General features: G+C 70.2%; 18 protein-coding genes. 5 read left to right on the top strand and 13 right to left on the bottom strand.

Annotated elements, in window-relative coordinates; all coding sequences use genetic code 11:
* Positions 1-122 precede the first annotated feature (122 nt).
* From ACOOHF_RS09615 to ACOOHF_RS09580, 8 genes are read right to left on the bottom strand one after another with little or no spacing between them, the layout of a single operon-like run.
* A complete protein-coding gene (locus tag ACOOHF_RS09615) occupies positions 123-2,018 on the bottom strand; it encodes a CocE/NonD family hydrolase (protein WP_420461482.1) in 1,896 nt (631 codons plus the stop codon).
* A gap of 19 nt (positions 2,019-2,037) precedes the next feature.
* Complete coding sequence (locus ACOOHF_RS09610) at positions 2,038-3,222, bottom strand: acyl-CoA dehydrogenase family protein (RefSeq protein WP_420461481.1); 1,185 nt, start codon at positions 3,220-3,222, stop codon at positions 2,038-2,040.
* Positions 3,219-3,479 carry a hypothetical protein gene (locus tag ACOOHF_RS09605; protein ID WP_420461480.1) on the bottom strand — a complete coding sequence of 87 codons (261 nt, stop codon included), beginning with the start codon at positions 3,477-3,479 and terminating at the stop codon, positions 3,219-3,221. Before ACOOHF_RS09605 ends, ACOOHF_RS09610 begins: the two co-directional genes overlap by 4 nt.
* Complete coding sequence (locus tag ACOOHF_RS09600) at positions 3,461-3,805, bottom strand: hypothetical protein (RefSeq protein WP_420461479.1); 345 nt, start codon at positions 3,803-3,805, stop codon at positions 3,461-3,463. Before ACOOHF_RS09600 ends, ACOOHF_RS09605 begins: the two co-directional genes overlap by 19 nt.
* Entirely contained in the window at positions 3,802-4,875 is a 1,074-nt protein-coding gene (locus tag ACOOHF_RS09595) for an isocitrate/isopropylmalate dehydrogenase family protein (protein WP_420464355.1), read from the bottom strand. Before ACOOHF_RS09595 ends, ACOOHF_RS09600 begins: the two co-directional genes overlap by 4 nt.
* Before the next feature lie 11 nt (positions 4,876-4,886).
* Positions 4,887-5,573: a hypothetical protein gene (locus ACOOHF_RS09590; RefSeq protein ID WP_420461478.1), complete on the bottom strand. Its 687-nt coding sequence runs from the start codon at positions 5,571-5,573 to the stop codon at positions 4,887-4,889.
* Position 5,574: 1 nt separating this feature from the next.
* The gene (locus ACOOHF_RS09585; RefSeq protein WP_420461477.1) at positions 5,575-6,816 is read right to left on the bottom strand and encodes a LeuA family protein; all 1,242 of its coding nucleotides are present in this window, start codon (positions 6,814-6,816) and stop codon (positions 5,575-5,577) included.
* 46 nt (positions 6,817-6,862) lie between these two features.
* A complete protein-coding gene (locus ACOOHF_RS09580; protein WP_420461476.1) occupies positions 6,863-7,852 on the bottom strand; it encodes a sugar phosphate nucleotidyltransferase in 990 nt (329 codons plus the stop codon).
* Positions 7,853-7,984: 132 nt separating this feature from the next.
* On the opposite strand from ACOOHF_RS09580, the gene ACOOHF_RS09575 reads away from it, so the two are divergent.
* From ACOOHF_RS09575 to ACOOHF_RS09555, 5 genes are read left to right on the top strand one after another with little or no spacing between them, the layout of a single operon-like run.
* Positions 7,985-8,440 carry a DUF1499 domain-containing protein gene (locus ACOOHF_RS09575; RefSeq protein ID WP_420461475.1) on the top strand — a complete coding sequence of 152 codons (456 nt, stop codon included), beginning with the start codon at positions 7,985-7,987 and terminating at the stop codon, positions 8,438-8,440.
* Positions 8,440-9,345, top strand: a complete 906-nt coding sequence (locus tag ACOOHF_RS09570; RefSeq protein ID WP_420461474.1) for a hypothetical protein — start codon at positions 8,440-8,442, stop codon at positions 9,343-9,345. The genes ACOOHF_RS09575 and ACOOHF_RS09570 overlap by 1 nt, the downstream gene beginning before the upstream one ends.
* Positions 9,345-10,967 carry a DUF445 family protein gene (locus tag ACOOHF_RS09565; RefSeq protein ID WP_420461473.1) on the top strand — a complete coding sequence of 541 codons (1,623 nt, stop codon included), beginning with the start codon at positions 9,345-9,347 and terminating at the stop codon, positions 10,965-10,967. Before ACOOHF_RS09570 ends, ACOOHF_RS09565 begins: the two co-directional genes overlap by 1 nt.
* A gap of 14 nt (positions 10,968-10,981) precedes the next feature.
* The gene (locus ACOOHF_RS09560) at positions 10,982-11,689 is read left to right on the top strand and encodes an SCO family protein (protein WP_420461472.1); all 708 of its coding nucleotides are present in this window, start codon (positions 10,982-10,984) and stop codon (positions 11,687-11,689) included.
* 9 nt (positions 11,690-11,698) lie between these two features.
* Entirely contained in the window at positions 11,699-12,484 is a 786-nt protein-coding gene (locus ACOOHF_RS09555; protein ID WP_420461471.1) for a cytochrome c oxidase assembly protein, read from the top strand.
* Between the two features lie 34 nt (positions 12,485-12,518).
* Here ACOOHF_RS09555 and cutA read toward each other — a convergent pair whose 3' ends face one another.
* The 5 genes from cutA to folE all read right to left on the bottom strand — a co-directional run bounded on the left by cutA (position 12,519) and on the right by folE (position 16,649).
* Entirely contained in the window at positions 12,519-12,839 is a 321-nt protein-coding gene (gene cutA / locus ACOOHF_RS09550; protein ID WP_419934775.1) for a divalent-cation tolerance protein CutA, read from the bottom strand.
* Positions 12,836-14,707, bottom strand: coding sequence for an AMP-dependent synthetase/ligase (locus ACOOHF_RS09545; protein ID WP_419934774.1), 1,872 nt, complete (start codon positions 14,705-14,707; stop codon positions 12,836-12,838). The genes cutA and ACOOHF_RS09545 overlap by 4 nt, the downstream gene beginning before the upstream one ends.
* Positions 14,708-14,720: 13 nt before the next feature.
* Positions 14,721-15,158 carry a tetratricopeptide repeat protein gene (locus ACOOHF_RS09540; RefSeq protein WP_420461470.1) on the bottom strand — a complete coding sequence of 146 codons (438 nt, stop codon included), beginning with the start codon at positions 15,156-15,158 and terminating at the stop codon, positions 14,721-14,723.
* 147 nt (positions 15,159-15,305) lie between these two features.
* Positions 15,306-15,983: a hypothetical protein gene (locus ACOOHF_RS09535; RefSeq protein ID WP_420461469.1), complete on the bottom strand. Its 678-nt coding sequence runs from the start codon at positions 15,981-15,983 to the stop codon at positions 15,306-15,308.
* Between the two features lie 51 nt (positions 15,984-16,034).
* Positions 16,035-16,649 carry a GTP cyclohydrolase I FolE gene (gene folE / locus ACOOHF_RS09530; protein WP_419934905.1) on the bottom strand — a complete coding sequence of 205 codons (615 nt, stop codon included), beginning with the start codon at positions 16,647-16,649 and terminating at the stop codon, positions 16,035-16,037.
* Between the last annotated feature and the right edge of the window lie 358 nt (positions 16,650-17,007).

The raw sequence follows: 17,007 nt of genomic DNA, 5'->3' as shown, positions 1-17,007 counted from the left end.
ATCACGGTCCGACAGCGGAGGACATTCCACAGCCGTGCCCAGGTGGAACGGAACCGAGCCCCCTGTGCACGTCCGGTCGTCGCGGTGACGTGGCGTTCCCCGCGGCGACGCCTCGGCGGCGGCTACGAACCCGGGGCGGCTCCCTCGGCGATGGGCAGTTCGACGCTCGACGGATGGGCGGCGGAGCGGTAGACCCGCACCGTGGGCGGGTCCTCCGAGACCTCCTCGGCGTTGTCCCGGTCCGCCCCCATCACCGTCAGCCGGAGGCGGTGTCCGGCGTTGAAGACGGTCGAGGTCGGGTGCAGATCGAGCTTGAGTTCGGCCGGCGCGTCCGGGAGCGGCTGGACATCGCTCGCGTAGCTGCGCTGGAAGGGGAGCCCGAGATTGTCCCACGGGGCTTCCGCGAGCGCCCGGTGCGAGGCGCGCAGCACGCCCTCGGTCACGTAGCGGGAGGATCCCGCCGCGTCCACCTCCTCGAGCAGCACGAAGAAGTCGGCGTCCCGCTGCGACGAGGTCACCCACAGCGTCACCACCGGGTGCCCCGTGATCGTGAGATCGGACTCCAGCGGCGGCGTCGTGTAGGTCAGCGACTTCGCGTCCGTCTCGCGCAGGTCCGGGTACAGCATCTCCGGCGCGGCCCCGACCGCGTTGTCCCAGCGGGAAGACGTCCCGGTCGTCGTCGTGAGGTCGACCCTGTATTCGTCGAACGCCGCCTCGGCGGAGGGGGCGTCGGGGGAGAGCCCGCCATCGTTGACCGAGGCCACGCTCCCGCTCGCCCCGGGCGCGAGGAAGAGGCGCCGGCTCGTGGTCTCCGGCGGCCACGCGTCCGTCGACGTCCAGCGCCAGTCGCCCGGATCGTTCATGACCGCGTAGTGGATCGGGGCTTCGTCGAGGACGCCGTTGTCGATGCCCTTGAGCCAGTAGTCGAACCACCTGTGCTGCTCGATGGCGTAGAGGTGTATGCGCTCCGCCATCAGATCGGGATCGGGCATGCCGGCGTGCGGCCAGGCTCCGATGCCGAGCTTCTGGGGTCCCCGATAGTTCTCGAACCAGAGGACGGCGTCGGTGACGAAGATGTCGTACCACCCGTTCCAGTGATACGCGGGGATGCGGGCCTCCAGCACATCCTCGAGCACGCCGCTCGGTCCGTGGCGCTCCCACGCCAGTTCGGGCGCCGCATGATCGCGGTAGCGCCCCGCGCCGTACTGATCGAGCACGTCCCAGTTGTCCTCGTGCTCTTCCATCGCCTCCCGCAGGAGGACTCCCTCCACGTCTTCGTCCACGGCCGGCGCCGGGATCGTGGTGTCGAACTCGCGCGTCAGGCCGCCCCAGTGCTGGATGAGGTCGTCCCGGTACACGCCGCCGGGATACATGAGATCGTACATGTCGAGCGCCGCGACATCGGGGAAGATCGCCTTCAGCGCCGGGGGCTTGCCGGAGGCGGCCATGTACTGCGTGATGCCGAGGTAGGAACCGCCGTACATACCGACGTTCCCGTCCGACCAGGGCTGCGAGGCGAGCCACTCGATGAGTTCGACCGCGTCGGCCGTCTCCGCCTCCGAGAACAGCCCCTCGTAGCGGCCGAAGGAGGCGCCGCTCCCCCGCACGCCGGCCGCGGCCACCACGTAGCCGTGGAGGACGAGTCGCTGGAGATCCTCGTTCGCGTCGACCATGGAACGGATGTCCGGGATCGGGTCCAGGTCCGGCGTGAGTACGCTGATGATCCGGCTCGGATTCCGGTGGTAGCGCGAGTGGGTCCACACGACCGGGAGGGGTTCGCTCTCGGGCACGGTCCCGAGGGCGGGACGGGTGGTCTCAACCGCCAGCCGCACGCCGTCCCGCATCTCGACGTAGCGGGAGGTCGTGATCCAGCCGTCGTAGCGGGGCTCGCTGTAGCCCTCGTAGCGGCCGAACTCCGACACGAGGGCCGGCGCCTCTCCCCCGGCGGCCTCGGCCCCGGGCTCGGGGGTGCACGCCACCAGGAGGGCCGGCACGAAGATGGCCGTGACTCGTTTCATGGCTTTCGTCCTGCGCTCGTCAGTTGTAGGCGGGAAGCCCGGTCGCGTCGTGTCCCAGGATGAGGGAGTGGATGTCGTGCGTGCCCTCGTAGGTGTAGACGGACTCGAGGTTCGCCATGTGCCGCATCGAAGCGTACTCGGCGAGGATCCCGTTCGCGCCCAGCAGGCGCCGCGCCTCGCGGGCGCACTCGCACGCCATGTCGACGTTGTTGCGCTTCGCGAGCGAGACGTGCTGCGGCCGCATCGTGCCCTCGTCCTTCATGCGGCCGAGACGGAGGACGAGAAGCTGGGCCTTGGTGATCTCGGTCAGCATGTCGGCGATCCGCACCTGCTGGATCTGGGTCTGGGCGATCGGGGTCCCGTCGAACTGCAGACGGTTCTTCGCGTACTCGACCGACTCGCGGTAGCACGACATCGCCGCGCCCACGGCGCCCCACGAGATCCCGTAGCGCGCCTGCGTGAGACACTTGAGCGGACTCTTGAGCCCCCCGCTCCCGGGGAGCAGGTTCGTCCGCGGCACCCTCACGTCCTGGAGCACGAGTTCGGAGGTGTCCGAGGCGAGGAGGGAGAGCTTCCCCTTCTGGTCACGGGCGGAGAACCCGTCCCGCTCGGTCTCGATGAGGAAGCCGCGGATGGAGCCCACATCGTCCAGGTCCCCGGTCTTGGCCCAGATCACCGCCACGTCGGCCATCGACCCGTTCGTGATCCACATCTTGGCGCCGTTGAGCACCCACTCGTCGCCGTCCTCGACCGCCCGGGTGATCATGCCGGCGGGGTTCGAGCCGAAGTCGGGTTCCGTGAGGCCGAAGCAGCCGACGGCGTCACCGCTGGCCAGCCGCGGGAGCCACTCGCGTTTCTGATCCTCCGACCCGAACGCGAAGATGGGATACATCACGAGCGCACCCTGGACGGAGCAGAACGAGCGGATGCCCGAGTCCCCCCGCTCGAGTTCCTGCATGATGAGGCCGTAGGCCACGTTGTTGAGGCCGGCGCACCCGTATTCCTCGGGCAGGTTCGCCCCCAGGAAGCCGAGTTCCCCCATCTGGGGGATGAGTTCGCGCGGGAAGGTGCGCTCGATGTAGTGGTGGCCGATGATCGGCATGACCTCCCGGTCCACCCACTCCCGGACGAGGTCCCGGATGGCGATCTCCTCCTCGTCGAGGAGCGCGTCGAGATTGAAGTAATCCACTCCCTCGAAGGTCATTCTGGAAGTTCTCCCGGGTCGGGGCAGCCCGCGGCCGCCTCACGGTTGGTGTCGGATGGTCGGGGGCGGAAGCAGTAGACGCCGAGCGCAATGCCGCCGGCGCCGAGCGCGACCCCGCCGGCCACCCCCGGCCAGCCGAACAGGTGCGCGTTGACAACGAGGACGACGCCGACCATGACGGCGAGCGCCGCGGCCGGCAGCCCCGCGATCACGCGCATCCCCGGCCGCCGCGGACCGTCTAGCGGCCGCGACGCCATCGTCCGTAGCCCTTGACGACCTCGCGGCCGATGCGGAAGCCGAGATAGTACGCGGCCGACAGCGGCAGCAGCCAGGCGAAGCGGGGCAGGTAGTCGAACTGCGGGAAGCGCCCCGTCCAGATCACCACCCAGACGGCGAACGGGAACGTGATGAGGGCGGCGATGAAGTGCCGCCAGCGGCGCATGCGGCGCTGCATGAGCGGGCGACACGCCTCGCACCACTGATCCTCATCGAGCTGGTCCTTCGGGAACACCTGACCGCAGGCGTCGCAGGCCCCCCCCTTGAAGTGCAACTCCTCGACCGATTGGCGTCGCGATCCGGTCATGCGGTATCCCCCTCCAGCCGTTCGATGACCGCCTCCCCGAACTCCGCGGTGCGGGCCGTTCCGCCGAAGTCCGGCGTGCGCGCGGCGCCTTCGTCGAGCGTGCGGCGGAGCGCGGCCCGGATGCGGGCGGCCGTCGACGTCTCGCCCAGATGGTCGAGCATGAGGCAGCTCGCGAGCAGAAGCGATGTCGGGTTGGCGATCCCCCGCCCGGCGATGTCGGGCGCCGAGCCGTGCACCGCCTCGAAGATCGCCGCCCGCTCGCCGAGGTTCGCGCCCGGCGCGAAGCCGAGTCCGCCGATGAGCCCGGCCGCCAGATCCGAGAGGATGTCGCCGAACATGTTCTCGGTCACGATCACGTCGAACTGGTAGGGGTCCAGCACGAGCTGCATCGCGGTGGCGTCCACGATCCGGTCATCGAACTCCACCCTCCCCTCGTATTCCGCGGCCACGTTGCGGCCGACCTCGAGAAAGAGACCCTGCGTGTACTTGAGGATATTCGCCTTGTGGACGAGGGTCACGCGACGGCGGCCGTGCGCGAGGGCGTACTCGAAGGCGAAGCGCACGATGCGGCGCGATCCGTAGCGCGTGATGAGCATGACCGACTCGGCGACCGCGCGGGGGTCGTTCTCCATGCCGATGAAGTGCTCGATCCCCGCGTACAGGCCCTCCGTGTTCTCGCGCACGATGACGAGGTCGACGCCCGGATAGCGGGCCGACGGGAGGAGCGTGAGGGCCGGGCGGACGTTCGCGAACAGGTCGAAGTGCTTGCGGAGGGCGACGTTCACCGAGCGAAAGCCCGAGCCGATGGGGGTCGTGAGCGGCCCCTTGAGCGCGACGGCGGTGGTCTCGATCGAGTCGAGGGTCGCCTGCGGGAGCGGCTCGCCGACGGTCTCCAGGGCGGTCACCCCGCCGACGCATTCGTGCCAGCGGATGGGCGCGCCCGCGGCCTCGAGGATGTCGAGGACCGTGCGCGAGATCTCCGGACCGATCCCGTCGCCCGGTAGCAGCGTCACGTCGTGGGTCACGTCATCCGTCTCGTCGTGGGTCTCGTCAAACGTCTCGTTGTGCAGCGGAGGCACCGTCAGGAAGGCACCAGCTGATCGGCCACGCGCAGCGCCAGCGTCGTGAGCGCGGCCGGGGAGGCGGCGTCCGCGGCTCTCCCCTCGATCGTGCCGTGCCACAGCACCGCGCTGCGCCGCACGTCGATCACCGCGAGGAGCAGCACCGCCCGACCTGCGTCCGGCGCGCGGTCCGCCCGCCGGTACCAGACGGAGAGGGGCAGGACCACGAGACGGGCGTCGAACAGCGACGCCACCTGACGGAGTTGCGTGTGCAGCGGCTCGTAGAGTTGTCGCCGCCCGGGGTCGCGCAGCAGCCCGTGGTACGCGAGCCGACGCGGATCGACGCCGATCGTCGGATTGCGCGCGAGTCGGGCTTCGACCGCCGGCCCCAGCGCCCAGCTGCGCGCGCCCGCTTCCTCGCCGAAGGCGAAGGCGAGTTCGGCGTTCAGGAGGTCGATCGCTCGGCGTCCGCTCCCGGTGTCCCCGACCCAGCCCCCTTCGGCGGGGGGCACGGCCGACTGCACGGGGAACACGACGACGGGGACCCCGTTGGGAAGCGTGGGTACGCGCTCGAAGCTCGCATCCTGCGCCGCCAGGCCGGTGTTCAGCGGCAGGGGCAGCAGCAGGAGGACGCCCGCGGCGGCTCTCCGCGCCGCCGCCGTCGCCGGGGCCCGCGCCCGCATCTCGCGCATCGCTCCGTCGGACACCTCAGGTCCGCTCGGCCTGAACGCGCGCGATCTCCGACTCGATCTCGCCGCGGGACAGCGTTTGATTGCACTTCTTGGCGAGCCGGAAGACGGCCGTACACAGGGCCTCGTCGTCCGCGTCGTGTCCGTGATGGCTCAGCCAGTGACGCACGTTGCTGAGTCCCGAGACCGGCGAGATCTCGATGATCTGGCTCCTCCCCACGAGCGAGGCCGGGACGCCGCTGTAGACGCAGTCCTCCAGCCAGCGGTCGCCCTTCTGCATGGCCTTGATGATCGCGGCCGCGTGAACCCCGGTCCCCGTGCGAAACGCGTCGTCTCCGATCACGGGATAGTTGTACGGGATGTCGATCCCGCACATCTCCGCCGTGACGCGGCAGTAGTCCGCCAGTCGGTCGATGGGGTGGTCGTGCGTCCCGAGGAGGTGGAGGTTCACGAGCAGCAGGTCCATCTCGACGTTGCCGATCCGTTCGCCGATGCCGAGCGCCGTGGCGTGCACCCGGTCCACGCCCTCCTCGATCGCCGCCAGGGCGTTCGCGAGCCCCAGACCGCGGTCGCGGTGACCGTGCCAGTCGATCTTCACGGGCTCCCCGGTGCCGGCCGCAAAGTCCTTCGCGAAGCGGACGAGCCGGCGTACGCCGTGCGGCGTCGCGTGGCCGACGGTGTCCGCGAGGCAGATCCGCCGCGCCCCCGCCTCGACCGCGGCGGAGAAGAGCCGGGTGAGCGTGCGCGGCCGCGATCTCGTGGTGTCCTCGGTCACGTACATCACATCGAGACCCTCGCTGACGGCGAACTCGATCGCGCCGCGGGTGGCGTCGAGGATGCGCTCGACGTCCCAGTCCTCGGCGTACTGCCGGATCGGAGAACTCCCGATGAACGTGGCGACCTCGAGCTTGAGGCCGCTCTCCTCCTGGATCCGCGCCACGGGTTCGATGTCGGCGCGGACGGTGCGGGCCGCCAGGGTGACGTCGATCGGGAGTCCGGTGTCGGCGATCTCGCGCGCCAGCGCGAGGCACGCCTCGTACGCCCTCGGTCCGGCGCCGGGTAGTCCGATGTCCGCGGAGTGGATGCCGAGGTCCGCCATGAGGTGGAGGAGTTCGATCTTCTTCTCGATCGGCGGGTCCGTGACGGAGGGGTTCTGCAGGCCGTCGCGGAGCGTCTCGTCGCTGAGTTCCACCGTCGTCGCGGCGTAGTCGTGGCTCGGCGGAAGCCGGTTCCAGTCGTAGATCAGATCATCGTGGTTCAACCCCGAAGCCTCCCGTCCCGGACGGCCGACGCGCCGCAACCCCGCATCAGCGGCCCCCCTCGATGACGGCGTCGTCTCCCACGTTGACCCTCCCGCGCACGCCCCGCAGGACCACGCGATCCCCGACGAGGGAATCCCGGAGATCGCAGTCCTCGATGACGCTGCCCTCCCCGATGATCGCGTCGCGGAGGCGCGAGCCCCGCACGCGGCTCCCGGCCGCGATGCTCACGTTGGGTCCGAGGCTGGACGCCTCGACCGTGGCGTCGGGTGCGATCGCCGTGGCGCCCTCGATCGAGACCGAGTCCGGAAGCTCCGGCCGGTCTCCGTGGCCGCGCTCGAGCATGACCCGATTCGTCTCCAGCAGCGTCTCCGGCTTCCCGCAATCGAACCATCCGCCCACTTCCGCCGTATAGAGACGGGCGCCGCGGTCGATCATGTACTGGAACGCGTCCGTGAGAAAATATTCACCCAGATTCGGATCCTGATTCAGCACATGTCGAACGCCTTCGAACATCAGTTCATGGTCCCGGACGTAGTACAGGCCGATGTTGGCCAGCTTCGAGACGGGCTCCTCCGGCTTCTCAATGATCTGCTTCATATACCCGGCCTCATCGGTGAGGATGACGCCGTACCGCTGGTAGTCCTCGACCTCCCGGGCCCAGATGATGCCGGAGGCGTCGGCCTGTCGGTGCAGCACGCTGAAGTCCGCGTCGAAGAGCGTATCGACGAACACGATGAGAACCGGACCCGTCACATGCGGTTCGGCGAGGGCGATCGCGTCGGCCGTCCCCCGCTGCGCGACCTGCTCCACGTAGGTGACCGGGAGCCCGGGGAATTCCTCGGTCATCCAGGCCTGAATCCGAGGCGCGAGGTGTCCGGTAATGAAGATGAAATCGTCGGCGCCTTCGGCGCGAAGCTGCTCGATAACGTAGGAGAGCACGGGCCGATTCGCCACGCGCAACAAGGGTTTGGGACGGGAATGGGTGTGGGGACGGACCCTTGTACCCTTCCCCGCCAGAGGTATTATGGCCTGCATGACGAACCGTCGGTTTCTCCTTGGGGTCGCTCCGCGGACGGGGGTCGAGTGGACTCGTCGACCGGGCCGCACCGAGCGGCAAGCTATCCGGCCGCCGAAGACGCGGGCAACCGGGCAAAACGGAGATTCCGCATGACGGAGGGATGGGCCGAGTCGCCCGGAGCCGGCGAGGTCAGCGGCACCTCGGCGGACACGCGGCGTCCGGACGGACCCGAGCCGCGGCTCTACCAGGCGCCGTTCGCGTGCGTCTGGGATGAACTGCTGAGGTACGTGCGGCGACATCCGTCGTGGAAGCTCGCGCTCAGCGATGAAGACCTCGGCCTGATCAGCGTGATGTGCGTGAACCCGGTCCTCCGGTTCGTCGACGACCTCACGGTCTGGGTCGCGCTGGATGCAAACGGCCTCACCCGCGTGGATGCGTTGTCGCGGGCCCGGCGGAGGGACTTCGACCTCGGGGCCAACCGGCGTCGGATCCGGCGCATGCTGCTGTGGCTCGACCGGGCCCTCGGGCCGGCGGCCCGATTGTCGGAGTCCGCCGGAACCTCCGAACCCGGCCCCCCATCGGAGGCACTCCCGGGGGCATCGTGATGCGGCGGCTTCCGTTCCCCGCGACGTGCGCGGTCGCGATCCTGTGCGCGTGCGCGCCCCCCTCCCCCGATGGGACGGCGGAGAGCAGCGACGAAACAGGCGGTGAACTGCTCGCGGCGCCGGTGGACGCACGTTATCTGACGCACCTGCTCTTCGCCGACGGCGACGGGAACGCGTTCTTCGGCTCGTTCGACCAGACGACGCGGGGGCCGCATCTGTCGCGCGACTACGAGGTCCAGGTCAGCGACGGCGGCCCCTGGCGGTCGCTCCTGCTGGCCCGGGACACGCTGGCGGTGGCCCGCGCGGCCTGGCGTCTGCTCCCCGCGCCCGGGATGTCCGTGCGCGTCGGGGACGCCGGCCAGGTCGTGAGCCTCCACTTCACCGGACCGACCGACCGGGCCGACGAAGGCGCGGATGCCATGCGGCTCGTGGCGGGCGAACAGGTGTCGGTCTGGACGGGGCCGACCGGGCAGCGGGAGTCCCTCGGAATCGGCGTCCTCCATACGGGGCCGGAGGCGTTGCCCGGCATGCTCTTCTTTCGGCGGGCCGCCCGGGCGCTGCGGATTCCCGCGCCGGCCGAGGGGGGAGAGACCCTTCTCTTCGCCGACTCGCTCGGGAACGGATTCCTCATCCACGCCGGGGCGCTCGGGCAGCCCGCCGTGGCCTACACCTGGCTGCACGGAATCGAGGCCAGCTGGGGCGAGGTGATGCTCGCGCCGCCGGACCCCGCGTCCGCCTCGACGCGGCGCTTCGAGATCGCCGGTTCGGAGCTGTGGGGGACCTTTCGACCCCTCGCGACCGAGGTGCCGGGCGTCGCGTCCGCGGTCCGCCTGGAGGCGGTCCTCCGCATCGGGGGCGAGGAGTTCCACTTCACCGGGCTCTCGGCCACGCTGCCCACGCCCTGATGGACATCGACTGGCTGCGCGCCGTCGTCACCGTCGCCTTCGGAGCCCTTGCGGGCGGGATCACGAACCGGATCGCCGTCTGGATGCTGTTCCACCCCTACCGACCGCCGCGGTTTTTCGGCCGGAAGGTCCGGTGGCTGCAGGGCGCCGTACCGAAGAACCAGAATCGGCTGGCCGATTCCGTGGGGAACGTCGTCGGCGGCACCCTCCTGACCCCGGACGACATCGCCTCCGAACTGCAGCAACTGGAGACCGCGTTTCAGGGACGACTGCGAGAACTGGCCATCGAGCTGACCGAACGGGAGCAGCCGGCGCTGGCGGACCTGCTGCCCGAAGCGGCGCTCGTCGAGGTTCGGCGACTCCTCATGGGGTTCCTGTCGGAGGGGCGGGACTTCCTCGCGGGCGCTCTCGACTCGCCCGAGTTCCGGGAAGAGGCGTCCCGACTCCTCGACACGGTGCGCGAATCGCTGAGCGAGGCGCCACTGTCGCGGACGCTCGACCCGGAGCGGCGCGCGGCCGTCCAGGAGGCGATCGAGGGCGGGCTCGCGCGGCTGGTCGAGTCCGCGGCCTTCGAGGCCACGGTGCGGCGTCACCTCGACGAGGCGGCGCGGCACATGCTGAGATCGGACCGGACGTTCGAGCAGCTCGTTCCGCCGGGGCTGGTGGCCGCACTCGAACACGCCATCCGGGACTACCTCCCGGTCGCCATCGAGCGGCTGAGCCGGCTGCTCGACGATCCCGGGGCGCGCGAGCGGATCGAGCGGCTGATCGGCGAGCTGCTCGCCCGCTTCATGCAGGATCTCCGATTCCACCAGCGCGTCGTCGCCCGCCTCGTCGTCACCGAAGACACCGTGACGCGCGCGCTGGACACGCTCGAGACGGAGGGGGCCGACCGCCTGGGGAAGGTGTTGCGCGAAGAGGAGGTGCAGTCGGCCATCGCCCGCAACGTCAACGAAGGCGTGGTCGAGTTCCTGCGACACCCCCCGTCGGAGGTGTTCGGCGTCGCGGGCGACCCCCAGGTCGAGAGCGCGCTCGACTCGATCGCCGGGTGGCTCGTGGGGGCGGCCCGCGATCCCGGATCACGAGCCTTCCTGATCGACCAGCTCGAGGAACTGCTCGAGCGCTTCGCCGAACGCAGCTGGGCGGACGTGCTGCGAGCCGTGCCGGCGGATCGAGTGGCGAGTGCGCTCGCGGCGGGGTTCCGCTCCGAGGCGGGGCGCGCACTCTTCGACTCGATCGCCGAACCGGTCGCGGATCGCCTGCTCCGCACGCCGATCGGCCGTCTGGACCGCATCCTGCGCGAGGACGCGGCCGTGCGGCTCGCGGACACCATGGCCGCCCCGACCTGGGACTGGGTGGCCGGGCGCGTGCCCGAGGTGGCGGAGCGCATCCGGATCGCGGAGCGGATCTCCAGCAAGATCGAGAACTTCCCGATCCAGCGGATCGAACGGCTCGTACGCGACATCAGCCAGCGCGAGTTCGATCTGATCGTTCGGCTCGGCTATGGCCTCGGCGCGGTGATCGGGACCGGCCTCGTCGTCCTGGACACCCTCCCCGTCCTGGACTACATACGGGGGTTGCTGGACGGCATCGCCTCCTCCCTCGCCGCTCTCTTCGCGTAGGACGCGCTCGAACGATGACACGCTCCCGGACAGGCGCGACCCTCGCCTTCGCGGCGCTCGCCGGTGCGACCTTCGGCTGCGGGGCTCCCGACGCGGGCATCGACCGCGGGGCTCCCGACGCGGGCATCGACCGCGCGGAGGGCGCGGGCGGGCTGCGCGGCCTCGCCCTCGAGCGCCCCTTCGAGGCGCCGGAGTTCGCGCTCCTCGATACCGAGGGACGCCGGTACGACTTCCGGAGCGCGACCGCGGGGTCTCTCACGCTCCTCTTCTTCGGCTACACCTGGTGTCCGGATATTTGCCCGGTGCAGATGGCGGTGCTGAGCGCGGCGCTCGACGATCTGGCGTACGGGGACCGGCGCGCGATCGAGGTCGTCTTCGTCACCACCGACCCTGCGCGGGATACGCCTGAACGGCTGCGGGCGTGGCTCGACCGCTTCGACCGGTCCTTCGTCGGACTCCGCGGCGACATGGAAGCGGTGAACGAGGTCCAGGCCGCCTTCCGCCTTCCGGCGGCGAAGATCGAGGGAGATCCGCCCGCGCCGGGGAGCGGCGAACCGTACGACGTGGGTCACGCCACGCCGGTCGTGGCCATCACGGGGGACGCCGTCGTACGGGCGCTGTATCCCGGCGGCGTGCGCCAGACGGACTGGAGGCACGATCTGCCCATCCTGCTGCGTCTCCACCGGACCGCCCCGCGTCCGGCGGACGAAGCGGGCGGCTGACCCCTCGCCATGCAATGGTGGTGCGCCGCCCAGGGGATCCCCTGGAGCTGGTCGTGGCGTCCCTACCCCGGCGTGTGGCTGTTCATCGCGCTCCTGTTGCTGGCCTACCGGCGGTTCACCCGCGGCTCGCGGCCCTCGCGGGCGGAACTCACGCGGTTCGGCGTCGGCGCGCTCGCACTCTGGGTCGCGCTCGACTGGCCGGTGGGCGCGCTGGGCTCGGGCTATCTGGCCTCGGTGCACATGGTGCAGTTCCTCCTCATCGCCCTCCTCGCTCCACCGCTCCTGATCGCGGGTCTTCCCCGGAGAGCGCTCCAACGCGCGGCCGGCAGCCGGCTGGCGGGCGTCGCCGGCGCTCTCTCGCGACCGCTGATCGCCCTCCTCCTGTTCCAGACGGTCGTCATCGCGACCCACTGGCCGGGCGTGGTGGACGGACTCATGGGTTCGCAGGCGGGATCACTCGTTCTCGACATGGTCTGGCTGGGCGGCGGCCTCGTCTTCTGGTGGCCCGTGGTGAGCCCGGTCCCGCACCGCCCGCGCTTCCCGTTCGGGGTCCGCATCTGCTATCTGATCGCGAGCACGGTGCTGATGACCCTCCCCTACGTCTTCCTCACGTTCGCGGAGCTTCCGTTCTACGCGACGTACGAACTGGCCCCCCCGGTCGGTATCCTCTCGGCGGGCGAGGACCAGCGGATGGCGGGGCTGATCATGAGGATCGGGGGCGGCGCCATCCTGTGGACGGCGGCGGGCGTCCTCTTCTGGCTCTGGTACAGATCGGAGAACGAGACGGCGCGCTGAAGGCGCGGCGCCGTCCCCCGCGGGCGGCCGGAGGCTAGCGGTCCACCTCGCCGCGGACCCAGTCGAGGTAGGGTTCGGAGCCGGCGGCCACGGGGAGGAAGAGGATCTCGGGCACGTCGTAGGGGTGGAGGTCGCGAATCCGCCTTCCGACGGCGTCGACGCGGGCGGCCGTCGTCTTGAGGATCCCGAGGGCCTCCGCGTCCTCCCGCAGTTCGTCGTCCCAGCGATAGAGGGACGTCACGCCTTCGACGACGTTCAGGCAGGCGATGAGCCGTTCGGCGACGAGCGCCCGTCCGATCCGCACGAGCTGTTCGCGGTCGGGCCCGGTCATGAACCCGACCACGACCTCGCTCACGGGCCGTCCCGCTCTTTCTCCCGCCGGCTCATGGCGTCCTCGGCCCGCTCGTAGAGCGCGTCGATCGCGTCGGCGAAGCGGGTCTGGATGACGCGGCGCTTCACCTTGAGGGTCGGGGTCAACTCCCCGCCCTCGATCGTGAACGGACCGGGGACGACGAGCACCTCGCGCGGCTGTTCGTAGTGCGCGAACTCGCGGCAGCACTCCCGCACCGCCCGTCGGAGGAGGCCCCGGGTCTGCGGGTCCGTAGCCAGATCGGCGTCCGCCGCCTCCTCTACGCCGTGCAACCGCGGGCGGAGGACCGCGTACTCCGGCACGATGACGACGATCGGGAACTTGCGCTGGTCCCCCAGCATCACGGCCTCGGCGACCAGCGGGTGGCGCTTGATCTCGGATTCGATCGGCTGCGGCGCGATGTTCTTGCCGTAGGCCGTGATCAGCAGGTCCTTCTTGCGATCCGTGATCCTGACGTACCCGTGATCGTCGATCTCCCCCACGTCTCCGGTGTGGAACCAGCCGTCTTCGTCGATCGCTTCGGCCGTCGCCTCGGGCTTGTTGAAGTAGCCCGCCATGATCTGGGGTCCGCGGGCGAGGATCTCCCCGTCCTCGGCGATGCGGATTTCCGTGCCCGGGATCGGTTTTCCGACGGTGCCGAGGCGGATGGCGTCGACCGGATTGAAGGTGAGGACCGGCGAGGTCTCGGTCAGCCCGTACCCCTCCACGACCCGGAGGCCGGCACCGAAGAAGAAGAGGCCCACCGCCGGCGGGAGCGGGGCGCCGCCGCTCGCGAAGTACCGAATCCTGCCGCCGGTCCGGGCGCGCAGCTTCGAGAATACGAGGCGGTCCGCGACGGCGGCCTGGAGACCGAGGAGGGGTCCGGTCCGCCGCCCCTCCAGATCCGCGATGGCGCGCCGCTCCCCGACCCGCCGGGCCCAGCCGAAGATCTTCTCCTTCGCGCCCCCCGCCGTCCTCGCAGCCTCTTCGACCCTCTCGAGCACCTTCTCGAACACCCGCGGCACGGCGGCCATGAAGGTGGGAGAGACCTCTCCGAGGTCGCGGGCCACGGTATTCGTCGACTCCGCGTACGCCACCGTCACGCCGGCATGCCACATGATGTAGTGCCCCACCGTGCGCTCGAACACGTGCGCGAGCGGCAACAGCCCGAGGGCCACGTCGCTCGAGTCGACGGGGAAGACGCGCAGGGCGAGATCGGCGTTGGAGTGGAAGTTGCCGTGCGTGAGCATCACCCCCTTCGGGTCGCCGGTCGTGCCCGAGGTGTAGATGAGCGTCGCGAGGTCCTCCGGGCGCGTCTCTCGCGCGTGGGATTCGTACGTCTCCGCGAGCGCCTCGGGCGCGGCCTCTCCCAGTCTCGACAACTCGTCGAGCTGCATCGTCTCGAGGGCGGACCCGGCGGGCGCCGTCACCGGTTCGAACGCGATCGCCAGCTCCAGCGCGGGCAGATCAGCTTCGATTTCCGCGATCTTGTCCAGTTGTTCCTGATCTTCGACGAAAACGGCGCGGGCGCCGGCGTCGGAGAGGATGTACTGGACCTGCTCGGCGGGGAGCACCGGATAGACGGGCACGGAGGGGAGACCCGCCATGGCGATGCCCCAGTCCGAAAGCGCCCACTCGAGCCGAGTCCGCGCGAGGATCGCGATGCGGTCGCCGCGCGCGAAGCCCTTCGCCCTCAGTCCCAGGGCGAGCGCCCGCGCGCGTCGCCCGATCTCGTCCGTGGAGGTCGATGTCCAGGCGCCATCGGACCCTCGCGTGCGGGCCGCGTCGGCCCGCTGGCGGGAAAGTCCGTTCAGAAAGAGTTCGGGGAGGGTGCCGGGGCGGTAGTCTTCGGGAAGGGGGGTCGAGACGTGCACGCGGCGGCGGCTCTCAGTTCGTCGCCGCCTCGGCCACCGGAGCGCCGAGTCGTTGCAGGGTCCGGCGAGCGTGATCGAGGTGTCTCGGTTCCTCCCGGTCCGCGCGGGCCAGGACGAGGAATTCCTCCAGGTGCCGCCTGGCCTCCCCTTCGGCTCCCTTCCTCAGAAGAAGGAATGCCAGCCCGTAATGGGCGGCGGGGCTGCGGGGACGCTCCTCCAGAGCGGCCGCGTAGGCCCGGACGGCCTCGTCCGCCAGTCCGATATGCGTGTAGACCACGGCCATCTGCTCCAGCGTGGCGGCGTGCCGCGGTTGGTGTTTCAGGGAAAGGCGGAAAGAGATCAGCGCCTCGTGATAATGCCCGTGCCGGACGAGGTCGACGCCCTCCTCATAGTAGTCCGGCTCCCCCGCCCGACGCCCACCACTCCTGCTCCAGATCTTCCACCACGTCATACCCACCCCCCCGAAAGCGAGCCGGGGACCTGCCCGCCCCCGATCCTGATTCGCTCGTACATCTGGACACTGGGGATTATACAGTCTTGTCAAGCTGGTGCAACGTCTATCGGCGTGAGCGACCGTCCGGCGTTCGACCCGGCGATGTCAGCGGCGTTCGCCGACCCAGGCCGTCGGGTCCGCAGCCAGTTCCCTGAAGCCCGACTCCGATAGCGACTCGAGGTCCTCCGAAGTCGGCTCAGCCACGAAGAGACGCGCGCCCGGGCGAACGCAGCGCTCGATCTCGGTCAGGTGGAGCGCCAGCGGTCCGCTGAGCGCGACCCCGTGCAGCGCGCCCGACCTGACGGGCCAGCCGTCGGGCGAGGCGCCGAGCAGCGGGTCCACCCCCACTTCGGGGTCGGCGACGCCCAGTGCGGCCGGGTCGCCCCGGGCATCCAGCCAGGCGACGACCTCGAGGCGGTCCCCCATGCGGGCGAGCCAGCCCGCGTGCCCGGCCAGACCCGGGCCCAGCAGGACCACCTGGCCGGCCCGGTCGGTCACGCCGAGCAGCGCGGCGATCCGCAGCGCGGTCTCCGAAGCCGGGCCGGGCAGCGGCGGATCGGGGCGGGGCGGGGCGGCCAGCGCGGCCCCGGACGCCCGCCGCGCGGCTCCCGAGAGATCGAACCGCATCGTTCCGCGGCGGATCGGCACTTCGATCTCGCACAGGGGACACCCAAGCCTCCCTTCGATCACCCGTCGACGCTCGGCCCGGTCGACGAACGCCACCAGGCCGGCCGAGGCCCGGCAGTCGGGACAGTCGAGGACTTCGGCGAGTTCGAGGAACACGGGATCGCCGCTCCGGCCGCCTGGGGTCAGCCCGTCCGCGGCCGGCGGCCGTCAGGCGTCGGGGGAATAGGCGAGGCGCAGGAACTCCGCGCGCGTCCGGTAGTCTCGCCGGAACAGCCCGCGGACGGCACTCGTGATCGTCTTCGAGTTCTGCTTCTCGACGCCTCGCATCATCATGCACAGGTGCTTGGCCTCGACGACGACCCCCACGCCTTGCGGCTTCAGCACGTCCTCGATCGCCTGGGCGATCTGCTCCGTGAGGCGCTCCTGCAGTTGAAGCCGGCGGGCGAACACATCCACGATGCGGGGGAACTTCGAGATCCCGACGATGCGGCCATCGGGGATGTAGGCAATGTGCGCCTTGCCGAAAAAGGGCAGCATGTGATGCTCGCAAAGCGAGTACACCTCGATGTCCCTGACCATGACCATCGAGTCATGGGGTTCCTCGAAGATGGCGGCTCCGATCACCTCGTCGACCGTCTGCGCGTAACCGCGCGTGAGGAACTGCATGGCCCCGGCCACGCGCGCGGGCGTGCGGACCAGACCCTCGCGCCGGGGATCCTCGCCCAGCAGTCCGAGTTGTTCGCGGACGAGACGCGCGAGGAGATCCTCGTTGTCGGTCTCGACCTTCGCCGGATCGACGGCGAGCCTGGTCCTCGGGTCCACCTGACGATGAGCCAGGCTTTCTTCGCTCACGACGCCCTCCAATGGTCCAGCGGGCCGAGGCGGAGTCCCGCTCCATTCACGGGGCACCCCCGATGCAAAAGGGGCGACCCGTGGGCCACCCCCTCTGGTAGGCAGCCCGTTGCGAAAGCCCCGCTGCATCGAGCGGCGCGGGGCTTCGCCGCGGACTGCCGAGCGGATGCAAGGTGATTTCTTGAAGCCCTCGGATACACGGTTCGCCCCCTACCTTCGGTCTTCGCCTTCCCCCGCGGGGCATGGCGTCCGCCTCCGGATGGGAGACTCTTTGGGCAATTGTTGGCTCAAGAAATACGGCCCCACATCGCGCGGCCCGCGGCACAAG

Source organism: Candidatus Palauibacter sp. (assembly GCF_965216145.1).
GTDB lineage: Bacteria > Gemmatimonadota > Gemmatimonadetes > Palauibacterales > Palauibacteraceae > Palauibacter.
Note: the sequence above shows the minus strand (reverse complement) of the source record. Positions and strands in the feature narration are given on the sequence as shown.

What these genes read in the sequence shown, in the direction of transcription:
- ACOOHF_RS09615 (WP_420461482.1), bottom strand. Translation starts at nt 2,018, where the DNA reads ATGAAACGAGTCACGGCCATCTTCGTGCCGGCCCTCCTGGTGGCGTGC.
- ACOOHF_RS09610 (WP_420461481.1), bottom strand. Translation starts at nt 3,222, where the DNA reads ATGACCTTCGAGGGAGTGGATTACTTCAATCTCGACGCGCTCCTCGAC.
- ACOOHF_RS09605 (WP_420461480.1), bottom strand. Translation starts at nt 3,479, where the DNA reads ATGGCGTCGCGGCCGCTAGACGGTCCGCGGCGGCCGGGGATGCGCGTG.
- ACOOHF_RS09600 (WP_420461479.1), bottom strand. Translation starts at nt 3,805, where the DNA reads ATGACCGGATCGCGACGCCAATCGGTCGAGGAGTTGCACTTCAAGGGG.
- ACOOHF_RS09580 (WP_420461476.1), bottom strand. Translation starts at nt 7,852, where the DNA reads ATGCAGGCCATAATACCTCTGGCGGGGAAGGGTACAAGGGTCCGTCCC.
- ACOOHF_RS09575 (WP_420461475.1), top strand. Translation starts at nt 7,985, where the DNA reads ATGACGGAGGGATGGGCCGAGTCGCCCGGAGCCGGCGAGGTCAGCGGC.
- ACOOHF_RS09570 (WP_420461474.1), top strand. Translation starts at nt 8,440, where the DNA reads ATGCGGCGGCTTCCGTTCCCCGCGACGTGCGCGGTCGCGATCCTGTGC.
- ACOOHF_RS09565 (WP_420461473.1), top strand. Translation starts at nt 9,345, where the DNA reads ATGGACATCGACTGGCTGCGCGCCGTCGTCACCGTCGCCTTCGGAGCC.
- ACOOHF_RS09560 (WP_420461472.1), top strand. Translation starts at nt 10,982, where the DNA reads ATGACACGCTCCCGGACAGGCGCGACCCTCGCCTTCGCGGCGCTCGCC.
- ACOOHF_RS09555 (WP_420461471.1), top strand. Translation starts at nt 11,699, where the DNA reads ATGCAATGGTGGTGCGCCGCCCAGGGGATCCCCTGGAGCTGGTCGTGG.
- ACOOHF_RS09540 (WP_420461470.1), bottom strand. Translation starts at nt 15,158, where the DNA reads ATGACGTGGTGGAAGATCTGGAGCAGGAGTGGTGGGCGTCGGGCGGGG.